This window comes from Streptococcus sp. FSL W8-0197 (assembly GCF_037963785.1).
Lineage (GTDB): Bacteria > Bacillota > Bacilli > Lactobacillales > Streptococcaceae > Streptococcus > Streptococcus oralis_CQ.
The window spans coordinates 1066220-1085322 of record NZ_CP150168.1; the positions used below are offsets into that span (position 1 = coordinate 1066220).

A 19103-nucleotide genomic window follows, 5' to 3' on the forward strand; every position below is an offset into this window, starting at 1 on the left:
AATCTTATGAATATTAAAAATGTTTCACTAACAAGCTTACACATTCAGCGGTTCGGACTTATCGTATCATCTGTAAAAAAGCAGTCTTTCCTAAATAAAGGAAAATCCTTCGTTTTGATATTGTTCCATTCGTAAACAGAACCTACAATGTCTCCAACAATTACTCCGAGCATCCGTTTCCTCCTTATTGCATATCAGATTCGTTACACATTTCTAATGAGTCACTCTTTAAAAATGGCACCACCAAATCAATCCACTCATAAGGCAGGTAAGCTGATAAATAGCCGTGGTTATAGCCCTTTGCTTCATACAAAATTGTATTTGAATGTAGCTGATGAAATAATTTCGCTGATTCTTTCACACAGTTCAATTCTTTTTCACCATAGATATACAGAACCTGAGCCTTGCTAGCAGAAATCATATCTTTCAACTTGTAACATCCCATATAGTTTTTGTAAATGGTCACCAATGTTTTGATAGGCGTCCTTGGCAAATCCTCCAAATAATAAGCTTTTATTTCCTCTGGATAAGCCAGTTTAGGATAGAGCTTGTTCATCATGCTTAACTGAAGTTTGCAAGAGAATTTATTGAACATCAGTTTACCAAATAGAGACACTAGAAAGATGCTGATTTTAGCTAACCTTGGTTGAGGAATACAGAGGCTTCCATCTATGATGGCCTTCTCAGCAATTTCACTGTCTAAAGACAAAAGCTCTATGGCAATTTGACCACCAAGTGAAACACCACCGATTGCAAACAATTTCCCACCACAGTTTGCTTTGATATAGTCTAGAATCTCCAAAGCAGAATCTTCAGTAGAAACATAATCAAGTTGATATTCCTCGCCGTGGCCATTCAAAGTGGGTAGAATAATACGGTATTCTTCTGACAAGATTCGTGCTTGACGAAGATAATTCCACCAAGAACTTCCACCACCATGTATCAGTAAAATAGGAGGCAAATTCTTATTACCAAATTCATGGAATTTCATGTTTAAACTCCTTACTGTAGGACTTTCACTAGCTAATTTTCCTTGTTCAATCAGCTCTTAAAAGCAGTACCACACACTCGACATAAAACGAGTGAACACTATGTATGCCAAGTGAACATGTATGTGGGAACATGTCTATAAACCTTTTGACGATAGCATAAGGTTATCGTTAAAAGGTATTACCCCGACAAACTGTGATTTACTCATTTCATTAAATCAGCTATTTCTTTCTTCCCATACGCCTTTACATTCTGAATTACATTCTGTTTCCTCTTGATTGATTCAAACAATGATATATCTAGTACATTTGCGAATTCTTCAAACTGAACCTGCCCGATTCTTCTTATTTCTTTAAGTTTCTCAGCATCTCTTACCTTTCTCTCTGCCTCACTTTTGGGGTATCCTTGTCCAAATGGCTTCGAGAAAAGAGCTTCTATTGTTCTTTCAAGATTTTCAGTACCTGACCATGTATAATTTTCACCTAATGGTAATGATATCGCATTTCCATTATTAATCTGAGCAAATAAATAGGCATCATTCGGTGTAGGTGCATATCCGCAAATGACATCAGGCATACTATTACAAGCAAGCATCATTCCTTGTCCGGAAGAACAGCCCGTAACAACGAAATCAACTGTCCTACTTGCCAACAAGATACCTATAAGAATAGAAATTTCTATATACGAGTATTTTTCATTTTCTTCCATCGTACAGCCAAAATTTATAACCTCAGATTTCTTTGGAGCATACTTTAATACAGCATCATAGATTATTTGATTTTTGGTCGCTTGCGAACTTGCTTGAATAACTCCGATTCTCATTCTTCCCCCCTTCAACTTCTAATTTAATTATTTCTTTTTCTTTGGTTTGGGTGCCGGTAATTCATTATATATTGAATTGAACAAGCCTTTATTTTCTACACTTCATTTATTCACTGGTTGCAACTTTTGACATCAAAACTACCGCCTCCACATGTCTTGACGGTTACTACCTATACTGTGAAACGAAATCAAAGCTGCTGAATATCCGTATTAAACTATTAAACGTAACTAATGCGAGTATTTACGGCTTCGTTAATATACAGTATTGTTACATCTATGCCAAGTTTCCGATAGTTAGTTCTTCTTTCTTTATTTAAATCTTTACAAATCCAACTAGCGAGAAGGGTTGTTTATCTCAAAACTCATTGAACCTTTGGTTCCTCGATTAGTATAATAATTTCCTTCTAGTTGATTTGGATTATCAATATCAAGAATTACCGTCCCATAATGTATAGGACTTTGCAATTCAGCCCTTGGGCTATTTAAATATGTATAAATTAATTTTTGTGTTCCATTATCATTGATAATTGATGCTGTAATGCTATGGCTCGAACTTTCACCCGTTTTAAACTTAACTTTAATAGTCGTAAATGACTGTTCAATAGTAAGTTCACAATTTCTTTCATTCTGATCATAGTCCGTCTTGAAACTACCTACATAATTCGCAAATAAAATTGGAACATTATGAATCTTAGATAGTAATGGCCACCGCCATGCTGTTTTTTCAAAAATAGCCATAATAATTGCTGTAACTGATATAGCTTCACCAATATACCCAATGGCTGAATATACCAATGCCAAAATATCAGATTTAAGATTCACTGCAATCTCTTGGCCACTTATTAACAATCTTAATAACAAGCAAATTGCAAAAACCCATATTGTAATATTCAAAAATTTTTTCTGCTGTTCATTCATAAGTTTTATTTATAATCCAAAAATTCAATCATTCTAACTAAAAAAGTTTTTGTATCCTGTAAATTCCATTTCTGCTCTGAACGAAAAAGGTAATACATTCCACTTACTTCAACCCAATTTAAATTCACTTGAGACACTATGTAATATAACGCTTGCTGTAACAACCCTGTGTAGCTATTACTATTGAAAAACATCTGTTCAGGTATATTCCAGACCAAACATTCTATCAAATATGAAGAAATGCGTTCGTTTGTCAATCCTAGCTCCTGCATCTCGTTCTTAATATGCTTCATAATCCTAACTAAATATTTATATTTATAGTGAGTAGATTTATTCTTAGAGATACCATTTTGTATATGAACTTTAGGATAATTAATTACTTCATAATTTCCGTTTGAGGTAAAAAATTTGATGCCTTCAACAAATTTTTCAGATGACCTGCTACCAATATATCTATAATTTCGATATTGAAAACATGGGACTACATCTGCATTTACGTGATATGAGTTAGAATTAATATTGATACACTTATTGCCAATAGAAACTGATTCTGCACCAAATTTTGAAATTAACGCTTTAATCACTTCGTTTTTAAATACATTAGCATTGGTGCTGCTACTAGAGTAATTATAGTCTAGGTCCGATAACCCATCTACATACTCACAATAAAATAAAGATTTCACCATGATACAGATATCAATGTCGCTATTTTTCTTTACATTCGTATTATTTGCATAAGAACCTTGGGCAAAAATTTCATATTCATACTTTGAAGAGAGCCCACTCCTTTCTATTGCATCTTTAATCATTCCAATAGTATTTTCAACCCGTGTTTCTTCAGTGGCAGATAACGGCTTAATCCATGATTGTAATGCTTCTTCAGAATATCTCATTATAAAACAACTCCATTTTAGTTTTTTGGTTAATTCATAAAAAGTAACCGATATTAAAAAAATCCTACATATAATTATACCACTAAACAAGAAAAAAGGCTGCAAACATAGTGAACTATACTATGCCTACAGCCTTATAAATCAACTTCTGTTCCTTCCAAAAATCTAACGGTTATCTGTCCATCCTCCGAAATCAAAATACTATCTAGTACCTGACACATCTCAAAGGAATCATATTCCCAACACTCCTTATTTATCAATTCAGCCAGTAACACACTGTAATGCTTTTCTAATAACTGGTTTTCTTCCAAGATCTTATTCCACTTTCCATGCAACAAATCCATATTCTCACTCAGTAGTTTAACTGCCATCATTACAGCTTTCTCTAGTGTTCCCTCATCGATATGGTTATTCTGACAACCAATCTGTCCCTTTACCTTATAACGGTTGTTACACTGCCAAACTTTACGTTTGCCACGACTGGTCGTCCAGTTCTTACGTCCAAAAGCTGAACCGCATTCTGCACAGAACACCTTGGTAGTAAAAGGGTTGTCCTCATTTTGCATGATGTAGAAGAAATTGAAAAAGAAAATAGACTTCAGACAGCTATTGATGTTGTCAGAGAACAGTTTGGTTTTTTAGCCATACAAAAAGGAACCGTCCTAACTGAAGGTTCCAGAAATATTGAACGCAGTAAACTTATCGGTGGTCATTCCGCGGGTGGATTGGAGGGATTAAAATGAAACAAGAAAAAAATACAGTACAATTTTCAGAAATCCGTAGCAAAGGATGTAATGATATTGAAATGCTTGAAAGATTTTTACATGGAATCGTTGAAACAGCAACTTCAAAACTTCGTCAGAGAAAACTCAAAACAACTGAAATATCGATACGACTAGTACATGCTAAATCTGAAAACCGATTACCATTGGAATTTACATTTAGCATTAAGCCAACAAGCTCATCTGTGATAATCTATACTGAGGTAATCAATCGCTTTAAAGAATGTTACACAGGTGGGGGAATTCAAGGTTTTACGATTCAATTTGATAAAAATACCCTTGCCTCTGCATAGAAAGGATTTGATATGATTGACCGTTCATATTTACCATTTCAATCAGCAAGAGAGTACCAGGATACAAAGATGCAAAAATGGATGGGCTTTTTCCTATCTGAACATGCATCAGCACTCTCTGATGATACAAACAAAGTAACGTACATGTCTGACTTATCACTAGAGAAGAAATTATTACTCCTCAGTCAAGTATACGCCGGGCAGCTACGCACACGCATTCAAGTGATTGAAAAAAACAAGCGTGTTTCCTACACTGGAACAATACCAAGTCTGACCAAAGATTTCATTTTGATAAAAACTACAACAGGTCACATCAATTTGAAATTAAAAGACATTATTAGTATTGAACTTGTCGAGGAGGTGCTCTATGAATCAGCTTGAGTTTCAGCGTAATCACCTACAAATGGACTATTATAGCGAGAGCTACCAAGATTTTGAACGTGACTTCTACCGCTACTCTAACATGAATATTCCATTGACCTTCCTAACTGATGATATCCTAAAAACAATGGCGACTTCACGTAAGAATTACTTTGTCCTCAATAAGGAAAAGTCCAGAGATAACCGCGATCACTTCTTCATATTTGAAGTAAGTACCGTAGATGAGAATCCGCTAATCTATCATTATACATATAAGAAAACTACAATATATTTAGCAGAAAAATAGGAGCAGTTCAATTGACTGTTCCTATTTTTAATATTCATAAAATCTAAAGTCTTTATACTCTTTAACAATGGAGTCGCCAACCAGAACAGACTATACTGACCAGCGACTACCTTAAATTTAATGTTTCAGATTTATTTTCTTATCTCTAATTTCATAAACTACATCTGCTACATTTTCGAGTAATCGTTTATCGTGGGTGATAAACACGATAGTTCCGGTGTACTCCTTCATTAGTATTTCCAAAGCCTCTAAACTTGGTATGTCAAGGAAGTTACTGGGTTCATCCATTATTAGGATGTTATATCTACCCATGAGCATTTTAGCAAGCAACAATTTTATAATTTCTCCACCGCTTAAAACAGATAAACTTTTTCCAATATCGTTCTGTTTGAACCCCATAGATGCTAGCACTGAACGAATTTCTGATATATTGTAGTCACAATCCTTCTGCATAAACTCCATAACATTCTGATTACTGTTGTACTTGTAACCATTCTGTGCAAAGTAACCTATTTTTGCCTTAGGCGAAATAGAAATTCCTTCTTCATGGTTTAAGATCATTTGGATTAAAGTTGTTTTTCCGATTCCATTACCACCAGTTAACGCCACTTTTGCTCCTAACGGAATTTGAAAAGATGCATTTTCAAACAGAGCCTTATCCCCAAATACTTTATTAATTTCTGCACCGACTATAGGGTATGGATTATGGAGCTCCAATGCTTTACTTTGCCTGAAACGAATTCTGCGAATGCCTTCCGGAGCTTCTACTTTTCCTAAGGCCGCAATCCTGTGCTCTAGGGTTTTAGCAGCATTATACATCTTTTTTTCCTTACTTCCTATTGATTTTTGATGAGCTAAACGCCCTCCGTCTTCAGTACTTTTTTTCTTTGAAGAACCTTTTGCCTTCTGTTCTATTTTACGAGCCTGTTTTCGCTTTTCCTCCGCAGCCCTTTCCAATCGGGCACGTTCCGCAATAAATTGTTCGTATTCTGCAGCTTGGCTCTTACGTTCTTCCTCTTTCTGACGAAGATAATCAGAATAGTTTCCCCAATACTCAGTGATTTTGCCATCTTTCAGTTCCCATATTTTATCTACTATTTCATCAAGAAAATAGCGGTCATGGCTAATAACTAACAGTGCACCTGTAAAATATTTTAGCTGTCCTATTAGAAAATCAATTCCTTCACGGTCTAAATGGCTCGTAGGTTCATCCGCTAAAATACCATGAACCTGTGCCGATAAGGCCTGTGCTATTTTAAGCCTTGTTTCTTCACCACCGCTCATAGTCTGTATATTTAATTGCTCAACACCTAGCTTGCCTACAAGTGCAAAATCTTTTTCCTCCTGCAGAGTTACTTCGTCCAACTGGGGAATATAGGCAAGTTCACCCAGACGATTCATTTTACATCCTGGGGGAGTTAATTCTCCTAAAAGTACCCTGAGTAAAGTGCTTTTTCCAGCACCATTTGCTCCTACTAAACCAATACGGTCATAATCATATACTTCTAATTCATTTATATCTAAAACATCGCGTCCTTTGAATTCCACACGAATGTCTTTTGCTTTTAATATTAATTCCATAACATTTCCTCCTGTCTATAATCGCATGCTTTCATTTGCTTGTATGCAGGGAAAACCCTGCGATTTTAGCAGGAAGAGTTACATGAAAATAAGATACATAAATATTCCTCCAATATTGTTTATTTTAAATCTAATTTTCTAACCTCAGTTATCATTTGGCAAACTATAGCAATGCCAATAATTAAAATACCTGATAGTAAAAACCAATGATTTACACCGATTTTATCAGCAAAGAATCCAGAAAGAATTAACCCAATTGGCATAGCAAGTGACATGATACTTCCGATCAAAGAAAATACACGTCCTAAATATTCAGGCTTAATTTTCTCCTGAAAAAGAGCTGTTTGCACACCGCTATAAAATGGCACCGAAAGCCCCATTATTGCACAGCAAACTACGAATATTACAAATCCATTTGGAGGAAGTATTCCCGAAACGGCTAAACTGGTCCCCATTATAAAAAATGAACTTGTTATTAGTAATACATGCTTTTCGAAGCCCCCTAATCTTCCTAATAATAAGCCTCCTGCTAGCATCCCAAATGCAAAGGAAATTTCCGTAATAGAAATATGCACAGGCGTTCCATTAAAGTGTTCCATGCTTATTAAAGGAAATAGTGCATTGATTGGCATATAAACAAAAGTATATAGTGTTCCTAAGAGTAATAAGGCAAACAATCCTTTGTTTTGTCTCAGAACCACAACTCCTTCTTTCATCTCCCTTATGAAATTTGGTTCTAAACTTTGCACTTGATTACCCAGCTTAGGTATACGTACAATTGCTACCGTAATAGATGCAATCACAGCACCCAATACGTCGATGGCAATATTAGCATTTAAATCCCAAACGGAGTATAAGAGTGCTGCAACTGCCGGACTAACAATATAGCTTATAGACTGCAAAGACTGACTATAGCCTGCGCATTTCGTTAGCTGTTCTTCTGGTACTAAAAGTGGTGTAACCGCATTGAGTGCTGGGGTATGAAAAGCTGTTCCAATGCTACGGATAAACAATACTATCATAATCATCCAGACAGGTAGCTCCATACAGAATGCAACAATAGCAAGCACTGCACCAGCTGCTGCGATAATTAAATCGGCACCAATCATTATCTTCTTCCTATCATGACGATCCACTAGCACACCAATGGCAGGTCCCAAAATCGCATAGGGTAAAAAACCTACTAATGAAGCCATAGACAAGACCATCGCAGATCCTGTTTTTTCTGTAAGGTAAAAAATAATCGCCATTTGCAGGATGGCACTAGTGATTAATGATACTGCTTGCCCTGCCCATATTGCATAAAATTTTCGTTTCCAATTGTTGTATTTTTCCATTTATATTATCTCCTGCATATTATTTTGCTTGAATTTCTATTTTGAATAGCATTCTAGGCAATAAAAAATGCAGGCCAAACCCCACAATGTGGCTTTTGGTCTGCATACATACAATTTGGAAACATTCATATTAAAGACATAGTTAAATAAAGGTATAGTTAAATAACCAATATCCTCACCGTAACTAATGAATGCTCAATATCGTATAAATAAGCACAACAAAAAAGCCTATCATCGGGTATAGATTCTGCTTTTTTTATTGCCAGCTTATCTTAAACGCATTGAGGCTGTCATAGTTTCGGTTCCTCCTACATCTTTGTTTATATCAATTTATAGTATAACACAACAAGATGATATGTTCAATATAAAAGTTATGGAATGAGACTCATACTTCCAATTCGATGCCAGATTTAAAGGATATGACGAAGTTTTCTTCATAGACTGTAACGCTCTGGATTATCTTCCTTAGTAGCAAGCGATTAGCTTTCACAAAATCTTCTGTTTGTAGTTTTAAAAATTCATCAGGATTTTCTAACTCAACCTCAAAATATTTCATTTTACATTCCCTCATTTCATTTATTGATAAATTGAGTTTGCAAAAAAGAGTGGACAATTTTTGTCTACTCTTAACCTTTAAAATAGTTTTTTTTAATCGATTTGAAGTTGCCTAAATTATTACTTATTCGGTAAAATGAAGTATTGCTTTCAACAGATTTCCTTCAACTACACTTCACTTGATTCAAACAAGGTGGGTACATTTCTATTCCCACAAACTCCTTGTCAATGGAAACAAACACGTACCCACAGGGTAAATGGAAATAGAAACTGATAATTTCTAGCTATCACTTCTACTCATTCCAAAAATTTTCTCACTCTGATACTTACCCACCATAAAGCAAAAAGCCTTGCAATCAAGGCTTTCATTATCCCTTTCGTTCAAAGGTTTCTAAGCTTTTACGAGCAGAGCGACACACTCAGCGGTTCGCTATCTCCGTTCTGTCTGCGTGCTAGCACTTGTCAATCACGGACAGCTATCGCATGGGCGGAAGTAAATGCTAATCTTCGTCGTTTTACTCCTTGACTAGCAAACTTACCGCCTCAACATGATGCGTTTGCGGAAATAAGTCAACCGGCTGGACTTTCTTCAACTCATATCCCAATTCTTGGTAGAGTTTGATATCACGCGCCATGGTCGCAACATTACAGGAGATATAGGCGATGCGGTCTGCTCCTGTTTGACTACTTGCCTTGATAAAGCTTTCGGTTAAGCCCTTGCGTGGAGGATCAACCAAGATAACGGTTGGCTGAATTCCATCTTTAAGCCAATTCTTCATAGCATTTTCGGCTGTATCACAGACATAGTGGGCGTTTGAAATATGGTTCAGTTGGGCATTTTTCTGGCTGTTCTCAACCGCTTCTGGAATCACTTCAACACCGTAGACTTCCTTGACATGTTTGGCAACGGACAATCCAATCGTTCCGATACCTGAATAAGCATCAATAACCACGTCATCTTCTTTTAACTCCGCAAAGTCAATGGCTGTTTGATAGAGTTTCTCTGCCATTTGAGTATTAACTTGGTAGAAGGCTGGTCCAGCGATTTGGAAGTCATTCCCCAACATTTGGTCGGTAATATAGTCTTGACCATAAAGAGTCTTCCACTCCTTACCAAAAATCGCATTGGTATTCTGGTCGTTGATATTTTGCATGACAGACACAATCTCTGGGAACTGCTTGATGACTTGTTCAATCAATTGGTCGACACGAAAAACTTTCGGACGAGTTGTTACTAAAATCACCATGATTTGTCCTAAATAATGACCTCGACGCACCACAAGGTTCCGAATCAAGCCAGACTGTTCCTGTTCGTCATATGGTTTTAAATCAAAACGACGAAGCAAATCGCGTAGAACTACCACAACTTGGTCAATGACAGGATCCTGAATAAAGAAATCTTCAAGAGGCATGAGGTCATGCGAATTCTTACGGAAAAAGCCAGTTTCCAAGATACCATTCACTCGACGAACGGGCACCTGTGCCTTATTTCGATACTTAACAGGATTCACCATACCAAGTGTTTCAGCAACTTCTACATCCGAAATTCCTGCAATCTTGTAAAGACTATCCTTGACTTGCTTGGTTTTAAACTTGAGCTGCTCTGGATAGGCAAGATGCCCTAAATCAGCGATACCTGAGCGTAGATAAGCTAGGTCAAGGTCTTGGTTACGATGTGGAGAGTAAGTAAGGTATTCTTCAACTTTTCCATAGCCAATCTTTTTATTGATTTTAAGGACACGCATAAGGATTTTCTCAGTTGGTAAAGCATTTTCTACAAAGAAAACCAAACCATCTACCTTAGCAACCCCTGCACCTTCATGAGTCAAATCAACAATTTCAACTTCTACAATATCATTTTTCTTTAGCATATTTTTCACTTTCTATCGGCCGACAAAAAAAGACGGCAACATTTCTGTTACCATCTATTATATCATGAAATGACCTAAGCACCAAAACTCTTGAAGAAGTTGACAATGGCTTGCCAAAGGGAGCTAAAGAAGTTGCCCCCGTCTTCTAGCGCTTTATTGGCATCAAAGTTGAGGTTGATATTTTTAAAGCTATCTCCAGCTTGAGAGACAATGCTTTCCTTGAGGTCATTTAGGGTTTTAGTGAAATCAGCATTGTTCAAAATGTCACTCTTTGAGAGATTGAGGGCAAAATTGATAATGATATTGACCTGGTTTCCTGTTATAACCTGATCGAGTTTGTAGTTTTTTAGTGTGTCTTCTACAATTTTGCGAACATCTTCTTCTGTCAGATTACCTTTGGCTTCTTTTGCTTTTGCGATTCCTGCCTTGATATCTGCCAAAGCGACATTGAGTTTATTGGCATCGTAGCCTGATTTGTCCTTGTTTTCAGCATTAATATCGGATAAGGCTTTTAGCTCCTCTTGGGCCAAGTCTTTATTGGCTTGCGGTACTTTGGCACCATTGGCCTCTAACGAATAGTAAATCCCTGCTAGGGCGCTCTCACCTGTAACTGGTATAGGAGCTGCAACTGTGATTTTTGCATGCTCCACTCCCAGCGTCACTGCTGCGTTACGGTACATATCCTGCGTCACCTTGGTGATATTTTCAGGCGTTTCAATCTTGACTTCTAGAGGTGACTTGTCACCTAGCTTTTGAATCTTCGCTGACGAATAGAGCTGTAGACTAGCATCATTAGCCACATTCATAATTTTCGAATAGATATCAGGTGTCATAGTTTTGATATCTTTGGTGTCTTTTGATGCGTCATAGCCAAGTTTGCTAAGAGTTTGATTTTTTTGGTCTTCAGATAGAGAAGAACCTAGAACGTATTCTGGTTGAACATAGGTTTCATCGATTACTTTTTGAACATCGGTTGCTGCGTGGACACTCGTCATAGCTGTTGTGGCCCACAATATTGCAGCACTTGTTAGAAAGAATTTCTTTCTCATGGGGTATTCCCTCCTTTACCTTTCTAGGGTAATAAAACAATCTTAAAGAAAACTTATAGTGAAAAAACACCTGGTCAAACCAGATGTTTAGAAGAAATTAAAGAATTTCATGATATAGAGATTAAAGCGAACCTGTCTCGAGTAGTAATAATTTCCACCATTTTCATAGAGTTCTGCACCATGAAAGATAGAAATTGGGTTGATGTAGGTGTAGGTCTTCCCTGTAGTATTACCTAGGATTGGAGCGACCGTTTCTCGGGAGTAACGCTTGGCTAGGGCCAAAGTATTTTCCTTACCATTCTGAGCGATAAAGTCGATATAGGCAGGCCCAAAATTATAGGCTTGAACGGCGGTCCAGACATCTACTCCTTTGCTCTGTGCCAAATAGAGGTTATCTGTTAGTGTCTGTACCCCTTGGCGAATACTAGAGGCATTATCATTGATAGTGTTGGTTGAACCACTTGCAGACTCACTAGACTGCATGACATCCCGCTCTTTACCCTTCGTTTCGGTATAAATCATGGCGAGCACCAACTCTTCATTAGCTGGAGTATCTCTTTCACTGAGGATTTCCCGAACCATAGGTTGGTAGGTCATGACTTGTTTAACATCCTGATGGATATGGTAAGCTTTGTATCCTGCGAAAAGGAAGACTGCTAGCACAAGCACTCTTCTTATAAATTTAAACATTATTTACTTTGAATATCCTCGATATTTTTGATTAAGATAGAATAGGTTCCATTGTCATTTTGGATAAACTCGACCGATTCTGCGTCTTGGTAAACATTATTTGGAACGATGAGTTCAATTCCATTTGACAAGGAGAGTTTTTGGTTTTCAAATTTCTTGAGCTGGCGACTGGCATCAATTTCATCAAACTGGACTGGTTCTGGTACGGCTTCCTTGACTTGGTCGATAAAGCTCAAACGAGCTGTCAGATTGTTATCAAAAAGGTCGTTAGCCAATTTCTCAGGAGACAGTTCATTACTTTCTTCCAGATTGTTGAAAATCGCTGATTTGACCTTGGATTGAAATTGAAAATCATCTGTGTTAAAGGACTCTGCAATTCTCTGAGCCGTTTTTTCCAATTCCTTGATGGATTTCTTTGGTGAAATCTTGGGAACAACAGCTAGGAGATTTTCTGAAAAATAATTCAAGAAAGTCCCATTATACTTGATGCGTTTTTCGATGAGATGGTACTTGCGACTTTGAAGATTAACCACCAAAGCCTCATCAGCCCCCGTTCCAAATCCAGGTAGGTTATTCTGAGTCAGCTTGATTGGGTTATCAACTTCTCCACCAAGGTGGGTCAAGGTCTCACGCAGGGCAATTCGCAAGAAAGCAAAATGTTCAACACCTTCTTTAGAAAATTGCACAAAAACCAAGTCATTAGTCTTGAGGTTTTCAGAAATGCTAAACTCCTCTTTCCAGAGATTAGCCAGTGTTACTGATGTCTCCAATAAATCATCTGTGATGTGATTGAAGAAGGGATTTTCTTTTTCGAAAATCCCAGTCTTGGCTTCATCTGAATACACACGTTCGATTTTTTTGCGCAGGTATTCTTCGATTTCTGGAGTGATATTGAGAAATTTATCCGCTAGGAACAACTCAGTATCATCTGGGCTGAACTGATGGATAATAGCTTTCTTAATATAAATGTCCATAAAAGTATTAGTCCTCGTATAGTGGGAAGGCATCTGTCAACGCTTTGACTTCACTTCTCACTTCTTCTAAGACAGCTTCATTTTCTGCATTCTTAAGGGTTTTAATGATGAGTTCAGCTACTTTACGGCTTTCTTCTTCACCAAATCCACGTGCAGTGATGGCTGCTGCTCCGATACGAATTCCACTTGTCTTGAATGGTGACAAAGTTTCGTAAGGGATTGAATTTTTATTTAGGGTAATATTAACTTCATCCAGCAAGTTTTGAGCCACTTTTCCGTTTTCAACAACCTTAGTCACATCCACTAAGAATAGGTGGTTTTCAGTCCCCCCAGAAATGATACGGAAATCAGGGTCTTGCAAGAAGACTTCAACCATAGCTTTGCTGTTTTTGATGACATTAGCAGCATATTCCTTGAAGGCTGGGTCCAAAACTTCTTTGAAGGAAACCGCCTTAGCCGCCACAACATGCTCCAAAGGACCACCCTGAATACCAGGGAAAATAGCTGAGTTGATTTTCTTAGCTAAGTCCTCATCATTTGTCAAAATCAAACCACCACGCGGTCCACGAAGAGTTTTGTGGGTCGTTGTTGTAGTGATATGAGCGTATGGCACTGGGCTTGGATGGAGTCCAGCTGCAACCAAACCAGCGATATGGGCCATATCGACCATGAGCTTAGCCCCAACAGCATCTGCGATTTCACGGAATTTTGAGAAGTCGATAATTTGAGAATAGGCTGAAGCACCCGCTACGATTAGTTTTGGTTTTACTTCTTGGGCTTGTTTCAAGATAGCATCAAAGTTCAAGAGTTCCGTTTCAGGATCGACACTGTAAGAAACAAAGTTGTAGGTTTGACCAGAGAAGCTAACTGGAGCTCCGTGGGTCAAGTGTCCACCTGCTGCCAAATCCATTCCCATTACAGTGTCACCAGGCTCAATCAAAGCCATATATGCTGCACAGTTGGCTTGGCTTCCTGAGTGAGGTTGGACATTGGCGAATTTAGCTCCGAAAATTTCTTTTGCACGTTCAATAGCTAGAGTTTCTACCACGTCTACTACATCAGTTCCACCATAATAACGACGTCCTGGGTAACCTTCAGCGTATTTATTCGTCAAGATAGACCCTTGAGCTGCCATAACAGCCTTGGAAACCACGTTTTCCGAAGCAATCAACTCGATATTGTTTTGTTGGCGTTCTTCTTCTTTGGCAATAGCATTCCAGAGATCAGCATCGTATGCTTTAAAATCGTCTTTGTCAAAAATCATAGGTCTTCTCCTTTATAGTGTGACTGGTCCTTTAGTTTGTTTTTACAATTAGAAAATAAACTAAAAGATGCGAATAAACCGTTTCTGCACTTTATCACAAGTATAACCAACTTTTTCATAAAATGCATGAGCTCCCAGACGATGATCAGCAGAGTTTAAGCGGATAAACCCATAACCCCGTCTTTTTGCTTCTTGATCCAACCCTTGCAGTAAGCTTTTACCGATACCTCGTCCTTGTGCTTGAGGCAAAACCGCTAAGCCTAAAATATTAAATCCTGCTTTGGAATAGAGGGATTCATAAACTTCAGCATGGACATATCCAAGCAGGATACGACTAACTGCATCCTCATAACCAAGTAGGAAATGATGGGAATCCTGAGATAATTTAGCTAGTTGACTAGCTGTGTCCTCTGGACTAAAAGAATAGCCCAAAGCCTCTTGGTTAATCTCACATATAGCATTCACATCTGTTTCTTGCAAATCTCTTAGCATCTCATTCCTCCTCAAAAGAAATCTCTGGCAACTGTGCAAGAATATCTTCTCGCTTAATCGCCCCTTGGCGTAAGATTTTCACCTTGTCTCCAGACAAATCCAAAATAGTCGAATCCTGTCCAGTTAGAAAAGCGTCGTCCTCCAGCCCCAAAACCTCTTGGTCAAAATCCTCTAGAATTTGAGAAAAGGTCACTCCACTCGCCTGACCCGAAATATTGGCAGACGGCCCAATCAAGGGTCCTGTCTCTCGAATCAAATCAAGTGTAATGGGGTGACTCGGCATCCGAAATCCGACAGTTGCAAGACCAGAGTTGACCCAATAGGGAACTCGGTCATTGGCTTCGAGGATAATGGTCAAGGGACCCGGTAAAAAGACCTCTACAAGCTTTTGTAGATAAGTTGGCTGATTCTTTGAAAAGTGCAAGATGTCCTCTAGAGAAGCGACATTAAGATTGAGTGCCTTATCTCTAGGACGACGTTTGAGTTGGTAAACATGGTCGACAGCTTTTTCGTCTAAGGCCTTAGCAAAGAGACCATAAACTGTCTCTGTAGGCAAAACAACAGCTCCGCCTTTTTCCAACTCTTGTCTAATCCTGTCCATCATCAACTACAACCATCCTATCTTGACCAAACTGGTCCTTGAGTGTTCGTACCCGTTTTTCAGGAAGATGTTTCCTAAAAAGCGCAGGAACACTTTGACCTTGCTTGTATCCAATTTCAAGGTAAATCTTACCACCATCTGTGAGATAGTCTTTTGCATCTTCCGCAATTCTGCGGTAAATAGCTAGACCATCCTCGTCTGCAAAGAGAGCTAGATGAGGTTCTGAATGCAAAACATTCAAACCAACCTCTGACTCATCTTCACGAGAGATATAGGGTGGATTGGATACAATTATATCATATTTTTCAGAAATTTCTGCAAAACAATCAGATTTTTTAAAAAACATATTAAGATTTTGATTTCTAGCATTCTCTGATGCAAGCTTCAAAGCGTCTTGGGAAATATCTGCTGCTGTCACTGACCAATTTGGTCTGTTTTTAGCTAATCCAAGAGCTATGGCTCCACTTCCAGTCCCGATATCTAGGACCTTAAGATTTTCCTCAGGATTTTCAGCTAGGATAAGTTCCACCAACTCTTCTGTTTCTGGACGAGGAATCAAAACCCGCTCATCCACTTTTAACTGCATTCCAAAGAAATCTGCGTGACCAATGATATACTGAGCTGGTTTGTGAACCGCTAACTGCTGGTAAATTTCTTCTACAAATTGTTTTTCATCCTCTGTTACCTCTTGTTGAAGAGCAAAAACAAAGTCCGTAAAAGCGAGATTTTTTAAGCTACGATAGACAAAAGAGAGGCTTTCTGGTTCCTCTCCTTCTCTTATCAACGCTTCTTCAAAATCTGAAAATAATTGAGCTAATTTCATTATTTGTTTAATTCTTCTAATTTTTGTGTTTGGTCATAAAGAACCAAAGCATCCACAACTTCATCCAATTTACCAGATAAAATCGTATCTAGTTTTTGGAGGGTCAAGCCGATACGGTGGTCTGTGACACGGTTTTGAGGGAAATTATAAGTACGGATACGTTCTGAACGGTCACCAGTACCGATAGTAGACTTACGTTCAGCGTCTTGTTCATCTTGAGCAATCTGAGCAAAATGGTCAGCAACACGCGCACGAATGATTTTCATGGCCTTCTCACGGTTCTTCTGCTGGGTACGTTCTTCCTGCATCTCAACCTTGATATTGGTTGGCAAGTGAACGATACGCACGGCAGTCGCAACCTTGTTGACGTTCTGTCCACCAGCACCAGATGCGTGGTAGATATCAACACGAAGGTCTTTTGGATCAATATCGTATTCTACTTCTTCGACTTCAGGCATAACAAGAACTGTCGCAGTTGAAGTGTGTACACGACCTTGGCTTTCTGTCACAGGGACACGTTGCACACGGTGGGCACCAGACTCATACTTGAGTTTAGAGTATACAGACTGACCAGAAACCATAGCAACCACTTCCTTGAAACCACCGACACCGTTCATAGAGGCTTCCATGACTTCAAAGCGCCAGCCTTGTGCTTCCGCATACTTTTGGTACATGGTTAGAAGGTCTCCAGCGAAAAGTGCTGCTTCATCTCCACCAGCTGCTCCACGGATTTCAAGGATGATGTTCTTATCATCGTTTGGATCCTTTGGAAGCAGCAAGATTTTCAATTTTTCTTCGTATTCTTCTTTTTCAGCCTTGGCATCTTTCAGCTCTTGCTTGGCCATTTCTTCCAAGTCCGCATCTCCGCCTGATTCTTTAATCATCTCTTCGGCATCAACGATGTTTTGAAGAACTTGTTTGTACTCACGGTATGCTGTTACCGTATCACGAGTTGAAGCCTCTTCTTTTGAAAGCTCCATGAAACGCTTGGTGTCTGAAACGACATCAGGGTCACTCAGCAATTCTCCTAATTCTTCATAACGGTCTTCTACAGTTTGTAGTTGATCATAGATGTTCATTTTTTCTCCTTATTTCTCAATTGTTAAATCATAGTTTGCTACTACTTCGTTCTCAAATATTTCCCCAGTTTCTTTAAATCCATAACTGAGGTAACAAGATCTTGCATGTTCATTTTCTGGATCATAAGACAACCAAAGTTTATTGCCTAAACCTGCTGGCGCTGTCCGAACATAGTCCAGCACTTTATCCATAATTGGTTTAAAATATCCTTGATTTTGAAAATTCTTATCAATCATAAAACGAAATAGTAAATAATTTTTACTACTAATTCCGATCTTTTTATCATAAGCTATCATCACAAAACCTATAATTGCATTATTATCATAAACTGCCAATGGAGCTACAAAATCTCCATTTTTAGTATAGACATATGCTTCAGCTAAACTAATTGCGTTGGTTGCAATGAATTGTTTTTGATATTCCTTGACATCCAAATTCAAAACATCAAAATAATTTCCCATTGTAACATCTCTTAGTTCAATTGTCATAGTTTTGCTCCTTATTAGATACTATCATTGGCGCAAAATAATGTTTACGGCAGACTGAGATATAGGTTTCATTTCCACCGATCTGAATTTGTTCGCCATCATAGACTGGTACACCATCGTGCGTGCGCAACACCATGGTCGCCTTTTTCTTACAATACTGACAGATGGTCTTGATTTCGTCAATCTTGTCTGCTAAGAGCAAGAGGTATTTTGAACCTTCGAACAATTCATTGCGAAAGTCATTCTTCAAACCAAAAGCCATGACAGGTATGTCTAACTCATCAACAACACGAGCTAGGTCGTAAACATGGTGACGCTTGAGAAATTGAGCCTCATCGACTAGCACACAGTATGGTTTCTCAGGTAAGTCTCGGATATAGCCGAAGATATCCGTCGTTTCCTCAATCGCAATGGCTGGGCGTTTCATGCCGATTCGGCTCGACACATAGCCAACACCGTCACGCGTATCCAGAGCCGAAGTCATAATCACAACTCCCTTTCCTTGCTCCTCGTAGTTATAGGCCACCTTGAGAATCTCAATCGTCTTACCAGAGTTCATGGTCCCATAACGATAATACAACTGTGCCATGCTTCTATTTTACGTCCATTTCTAAATTTTTGCTACATTCTAGTATATCATAATTTTCTGAAGCTTTAAACGGCAAAATGTGGTAAAATAGAAGAAATCAAAAACTAGTGGAGGAAGCTACTATGCCATTTGTACGCATCGATTTATTTGAAGGTCGAACGCTCGAGCAAAAGAAAGCTCTTGCTAAGGAAGTAACGGAAGCTGTTGTCCGCAACACTGGAGCCCCTCAATCAGCCGTTCATGTCATCATCAACGACATGCCAGAAGGAACCTACTTCCCTCAAGGGGAAATGCGCACCAAATAATCCAGCTTAAGCAGAATTGCTTAGGCTTTTTCAATCTCC

At 38.4% G+C, this 19103-nt stretch carries 23 protein-coding genes and 3 pseudogenes; 5 read left to right on the plus strand and 21 right to left on the minus strand.

Annotation, left to right across the window (positions count from 1 at the left end; all coding sequences use genetic code 11):
• Nucleotides 1-44 precede the first annotated feature (44 nt).
• From NYE79_RS05405 to NYE79_RS05435, 7 genes and pseudogenes are all read right to left on the minus strand, one after another.
• Nucleotides 45-173, minus strand: a complete 129-nt coding sequence (locus NYE79_RS05405; protein ID WP_101799999.1) for an ADP-ribosylglycohydrolase — start codon at nucleotides 171-173, stop codon at nucleotides 45-47.
• 11 nt (nucleotides 174-184) lie between these two features.
• Nucleotides 185-991, minus strand: a complete 807-nt coding sequence (locus tag NYE79_RS05410; RefSeq protein ID WP_339293588.1) for an alpha/beta hydrolase — start codon at nucleotides 989-991, stop codon at nucleotides 185-187.
• A gap of 203 nt (nucleotides 992-1194) precedes the next feature.
• Nucleotides 1195-1812 carry an RpiB/LacA/LacB family sugar-phosphate isomerase gene (locus tag NYE79_RS05415; protein WP_049502575.1) on the minus strand — a complete coding sequence of 206 codons (618 nt, stop codon included), beginning with the start codon at nucleotides 1810-1812 and terminating at the stop codon, nucleotides 1195-1197.
• A gap of 27 nt (nucleotides 1813-1839) precedes the next feature.
• Nucleotides 1840-1911: pseudogene (locus tag NYE79_RS05420) on the minus strand (competence protein TfoX); the annotation flags it as partial.
• Nucleotides 1912-2145: 234 nt separating this feature from the next.
• The gene (locus NYE79_RS05425; RefSeq protein WP_001005371.1) at nucleotides 2146-2730 is read right to left on the minus strand and encodes a hypothetical protein; all 585 of its coding nucleotides are present in this window, start codon (nucleotides 2728-2730) and stop codon (nucleotides 2146-2148) included.
• 5 nt (nucleotides 2731-2735) lie between these two features.
• The gene (locus NYE79_RS05430) at nucleotides 2736-3623 is read right to left on the minus strand and encodes a nucleotidyltransferase (protein ID WP_001270697.1); all 888 of its coding nucleotides are present in this window, start codon (nucleotides 3621-3623) and stop codon (nucleotides 2736-2738) included.
• A gap of 134 nt (nucleotides 3624-3757) precedes the next feature.
• Nucleotides 3758-4195 (minus strand): annotated as a pseudogene (locus tag NYE79_RS05435) (zinc ribbon domain-containing protein); the annotation flags it as partial.
• Here NYE79_RS05435 and NYE79_RS05440 point away from each other — a divergent pair.
• The 4 genes and pseudogenes from NYE79_RS05440 to NYE79_RS05455 form a co-directional block, all read left to right on the plus strand.
• Nucleotides 4190-4366: pseudogene (locus NYE79_RS05440) on the plus strand (DNA polymerase); the annotation flags it as partial. The pseudogenes NYE79_RS05435 and NYE79_RS05440 overlap by 6 nt on opposite strands.
• Nucleotides 4363-4698 carry a hypothetical protein gene (locus NYE79_RS05445; RefSeq protein ID WP_000806926.1) on the plus strand — a complete coding sequence of 112 codons (336 nt, stop codon included), beginning with the start codon at nucleotides 4363-4365 and terminating at the stop codon, nucleotides 4696-4698. The pseudogene NYE79_RS05440 and the gene NYE79_RS05445, both read left to right, overlap by 4 nt.
• Nucleotides 4699-4710: 12 nt before the next feature.
• Nucleotides 4711-5079 (plus strand): hypothetical protein, encoded by a 369-nt coding sequence (locus tag NYE79_RS05450; protein WP_000567222.1) that lies wholly within the window; start codon nucleotides 4711-4713, stop codon nucleotides 5077-5079.
• Nucleotides 5066-5365, plus strand: a complete 300-nt coding sequence (locus NYE79_RS05455; protein ID WP_001072467.1) for a DUF5960 family protein — start codon at nucleotides 5066-5068, stop codon at nucleotides 5363-5365. Before NYE79_RS05450 ends, NYE79_RS05455 begins: the two co-directional genes overlap by 14 nt.
• A gap of 117 nt (nucleotides 5366-5482) precedes the next feature.
• On the opposite strand, the gene msr(D) is transcribed toward NYE79_RS05455, so the two are convergent.
• From msr(D) to NYE79_RS05525, 14 genes are all read right to left on the minus strand, one after another.
• The gene (msr(D), locus tag NYE79_RS05460; protein ID WP_000420313.1) at nucleotides 5483-6946 is read right to left on the minus strand and encodes an ABC-F type ribosomal protection protein Msr(D); all 1464 of its coding nucleotides are present in this window, start codon (nucleotides 6944-6946) and stop codon (nucleotides 5483-5485) included.
• 119 nt (nucleotides 6947-7065) lie between these two features.
• The gene (mef(A), locus tag NYE79_RS05465; protein ID WP_339293589.1) at nucleotides 7066-8283 is read right to left on the minus strand and encodes a macrolide efflux MFS transporter Mef(A); all 1218 of its coding nucleotides are present in this window, start codon (nucleotides 8281-8283) and stop codon (nucleotides 7066-7068) included.
• 385 nt (nucleotides 8284-8668) lie between these two features.
• Nucleotides 8669-8839, minus strand: coding sequence for a hypothetical protein (locus NYE79_RS05470; RefSeq protein ID WP_000873143.1), 171 nt, complete (start codon nucleotides 8837-8839; stop codon nucleotides 8669-8671).
• A gap of 514 nt (nucleotides 8840-9353) precedes the next feature.
• Nucleotides 9354-10709 (minus strand): 23S rRNA (uracil(1939)-C(5))-methyltransferase RlmD, encoded by a 1356-nt coding sequence (rlmD, locus tag NYE79_RS05475; protein ID WP_339293590.1) that lies wholly within the window; start codon nucleotides 10707-10709, stop codon nucleotides 9354-9356.
• Between the two features lie 74 nt (nucleotides 10710-10783).
• Nucleotides 10784-11758 (minus strand): DUF1002 domain-containing protein, encoded by a 975-nt coding sequence (locus NYE79_RS05480; RefSeq protein ID WP_339293591.1) that lies wholly within the window; start codon nucleotides 11756-11758, stop codon nucleotides 10784-10786.
• 87 nt (nucleotides 11759-11845) lie between these two features.
• The gene (locus tag NYE79_RS05485) at nucleotides 11846-12448 is read right to left on the minus strand and encodes a lysozyme family protein (protein WP_339293592.1); all 603 of its coding nucleotides are present in this window, start codon (nucleotides 12446-12448) and stop codon (nucleotides 11846-11848) included.
• Nucleotides 12448-13422 (minus strand): nucleoid-associated protein, encoded by a 975-nt coding sequence (locus NYE79_RS05490; RefSeq protein WP_339293593.1) that lies wholly within the window; start codon nucleotides 13420-13422, stop codon nucleotides 12448-12450. Before NYE79_RS05490 ends, NYE79_RS05485 begins: the two co-directional genes overlap by 1 nt.
• 7 nt (nucleotides 13423-13429) lie before the next feature.
• Nucleotides 13430-14686: a serine hydroxymethyltransferase gene (gene glyA, locus NYE79_RS05495; RefSeq protein WP_339293594.1), complete on the minus strand. Its 1257-nt coding sequence runs from the start codon at nucleotides 14684-14686 to the stop codon at nucleotides 13430-13432.
• Between the two features lie 60 nt (nucleotides 14687-14746).
• Entirely contained in the window at nucleotides 14747-15178 is a 432-nt protein-coding gene (locus NYE79_RS05500) for a GNAT family N-acetyltransferase (RefSeq protein WP_216728380.1), read from the minus strand.
• Nucleotide 15179: 1 nt separating this feature from the next.
• Nucleotides 15180-15782: an L-threonylcarbamoyladenylate synthase gene (locus tag NYE79_RS05505; RefSeq protein WP_216728381.1), complete on the minus strand. Its 603-nt coding sequence runs from the start codon at nucleotides 15780-15782 to the stop codon at nucleotides 15180-15182.
• A complete protein-coding gene (gene prmC / locus NYE79_RS05510; protein WP_125826112.1) occupies nucleotides 15766-16602 on the minus strand; it encodes a peptide chain release factor N(5)-glutamine methyltransferase in 837 nt (278 codons plus the stop codon). Before prmC ends, NYE79_RS05505 begins: the two co-directional genes overlap by 17 nt.
• Nucleotides 16602-17681: a peptide chain release factor 1 gene (prfA, locus tag NYE79_RS05515; protein ID WP_001028830.1), complete on the minus strand. Its 1080-nt coding sequence runs from the start codon at nucleotides 17679-17681 to the stop codon at nucleotides 16602-16604. The genes prmC and prfA overlap by 1 nt, the downstream gene beginning before the upstream one ends.
• Before the next feature lie 9 nt (nucleotides 17682-17690).
• Entirely contained in the window at nucleotides 17691-18170 is a 480-nt protein-coding gene (locus NYE79_RS05520) for a GNAT family N-acetyltransferase (protein WP_000151346.1), read from the minus strand.
• The gene (locus tag NYE79_RS05525) at nucleotides 18160-18759 is read right to left on the minus strand and encodes a thymidine kinase (RefSeq protein WP_000068124.1); all 600 of its coding nucleotides are present in this window, start codon (nucleotides 18757-18759) and stop codon (nucleotides 18160-18162) included. Before NYE79_RS05525 ends, NYE79_RS05520 begins: the two co-directional genes overlap by 11 nt.
• A gap of 122 nt (nucleotides 18760-18881) precedes the next feature.
• On the opposite strand from NYE79_RS05525, the gene NYE79_RS05530 reads away from it, so the two are divergent.
• Nucleotides 18882-19064, plus strand: a complete 183-nt coding sequence (locus NYE79_RS05530; protein ID WP_001117401.1) for a 4-oxalocrotonate tautomerase — start codon at nucleotides 18882-18884, stop codon at nucleotides 19062-19064.
• The last annotated feature ends 39 nt before the right edge of the window (nucleotides 19065-19103 follow it).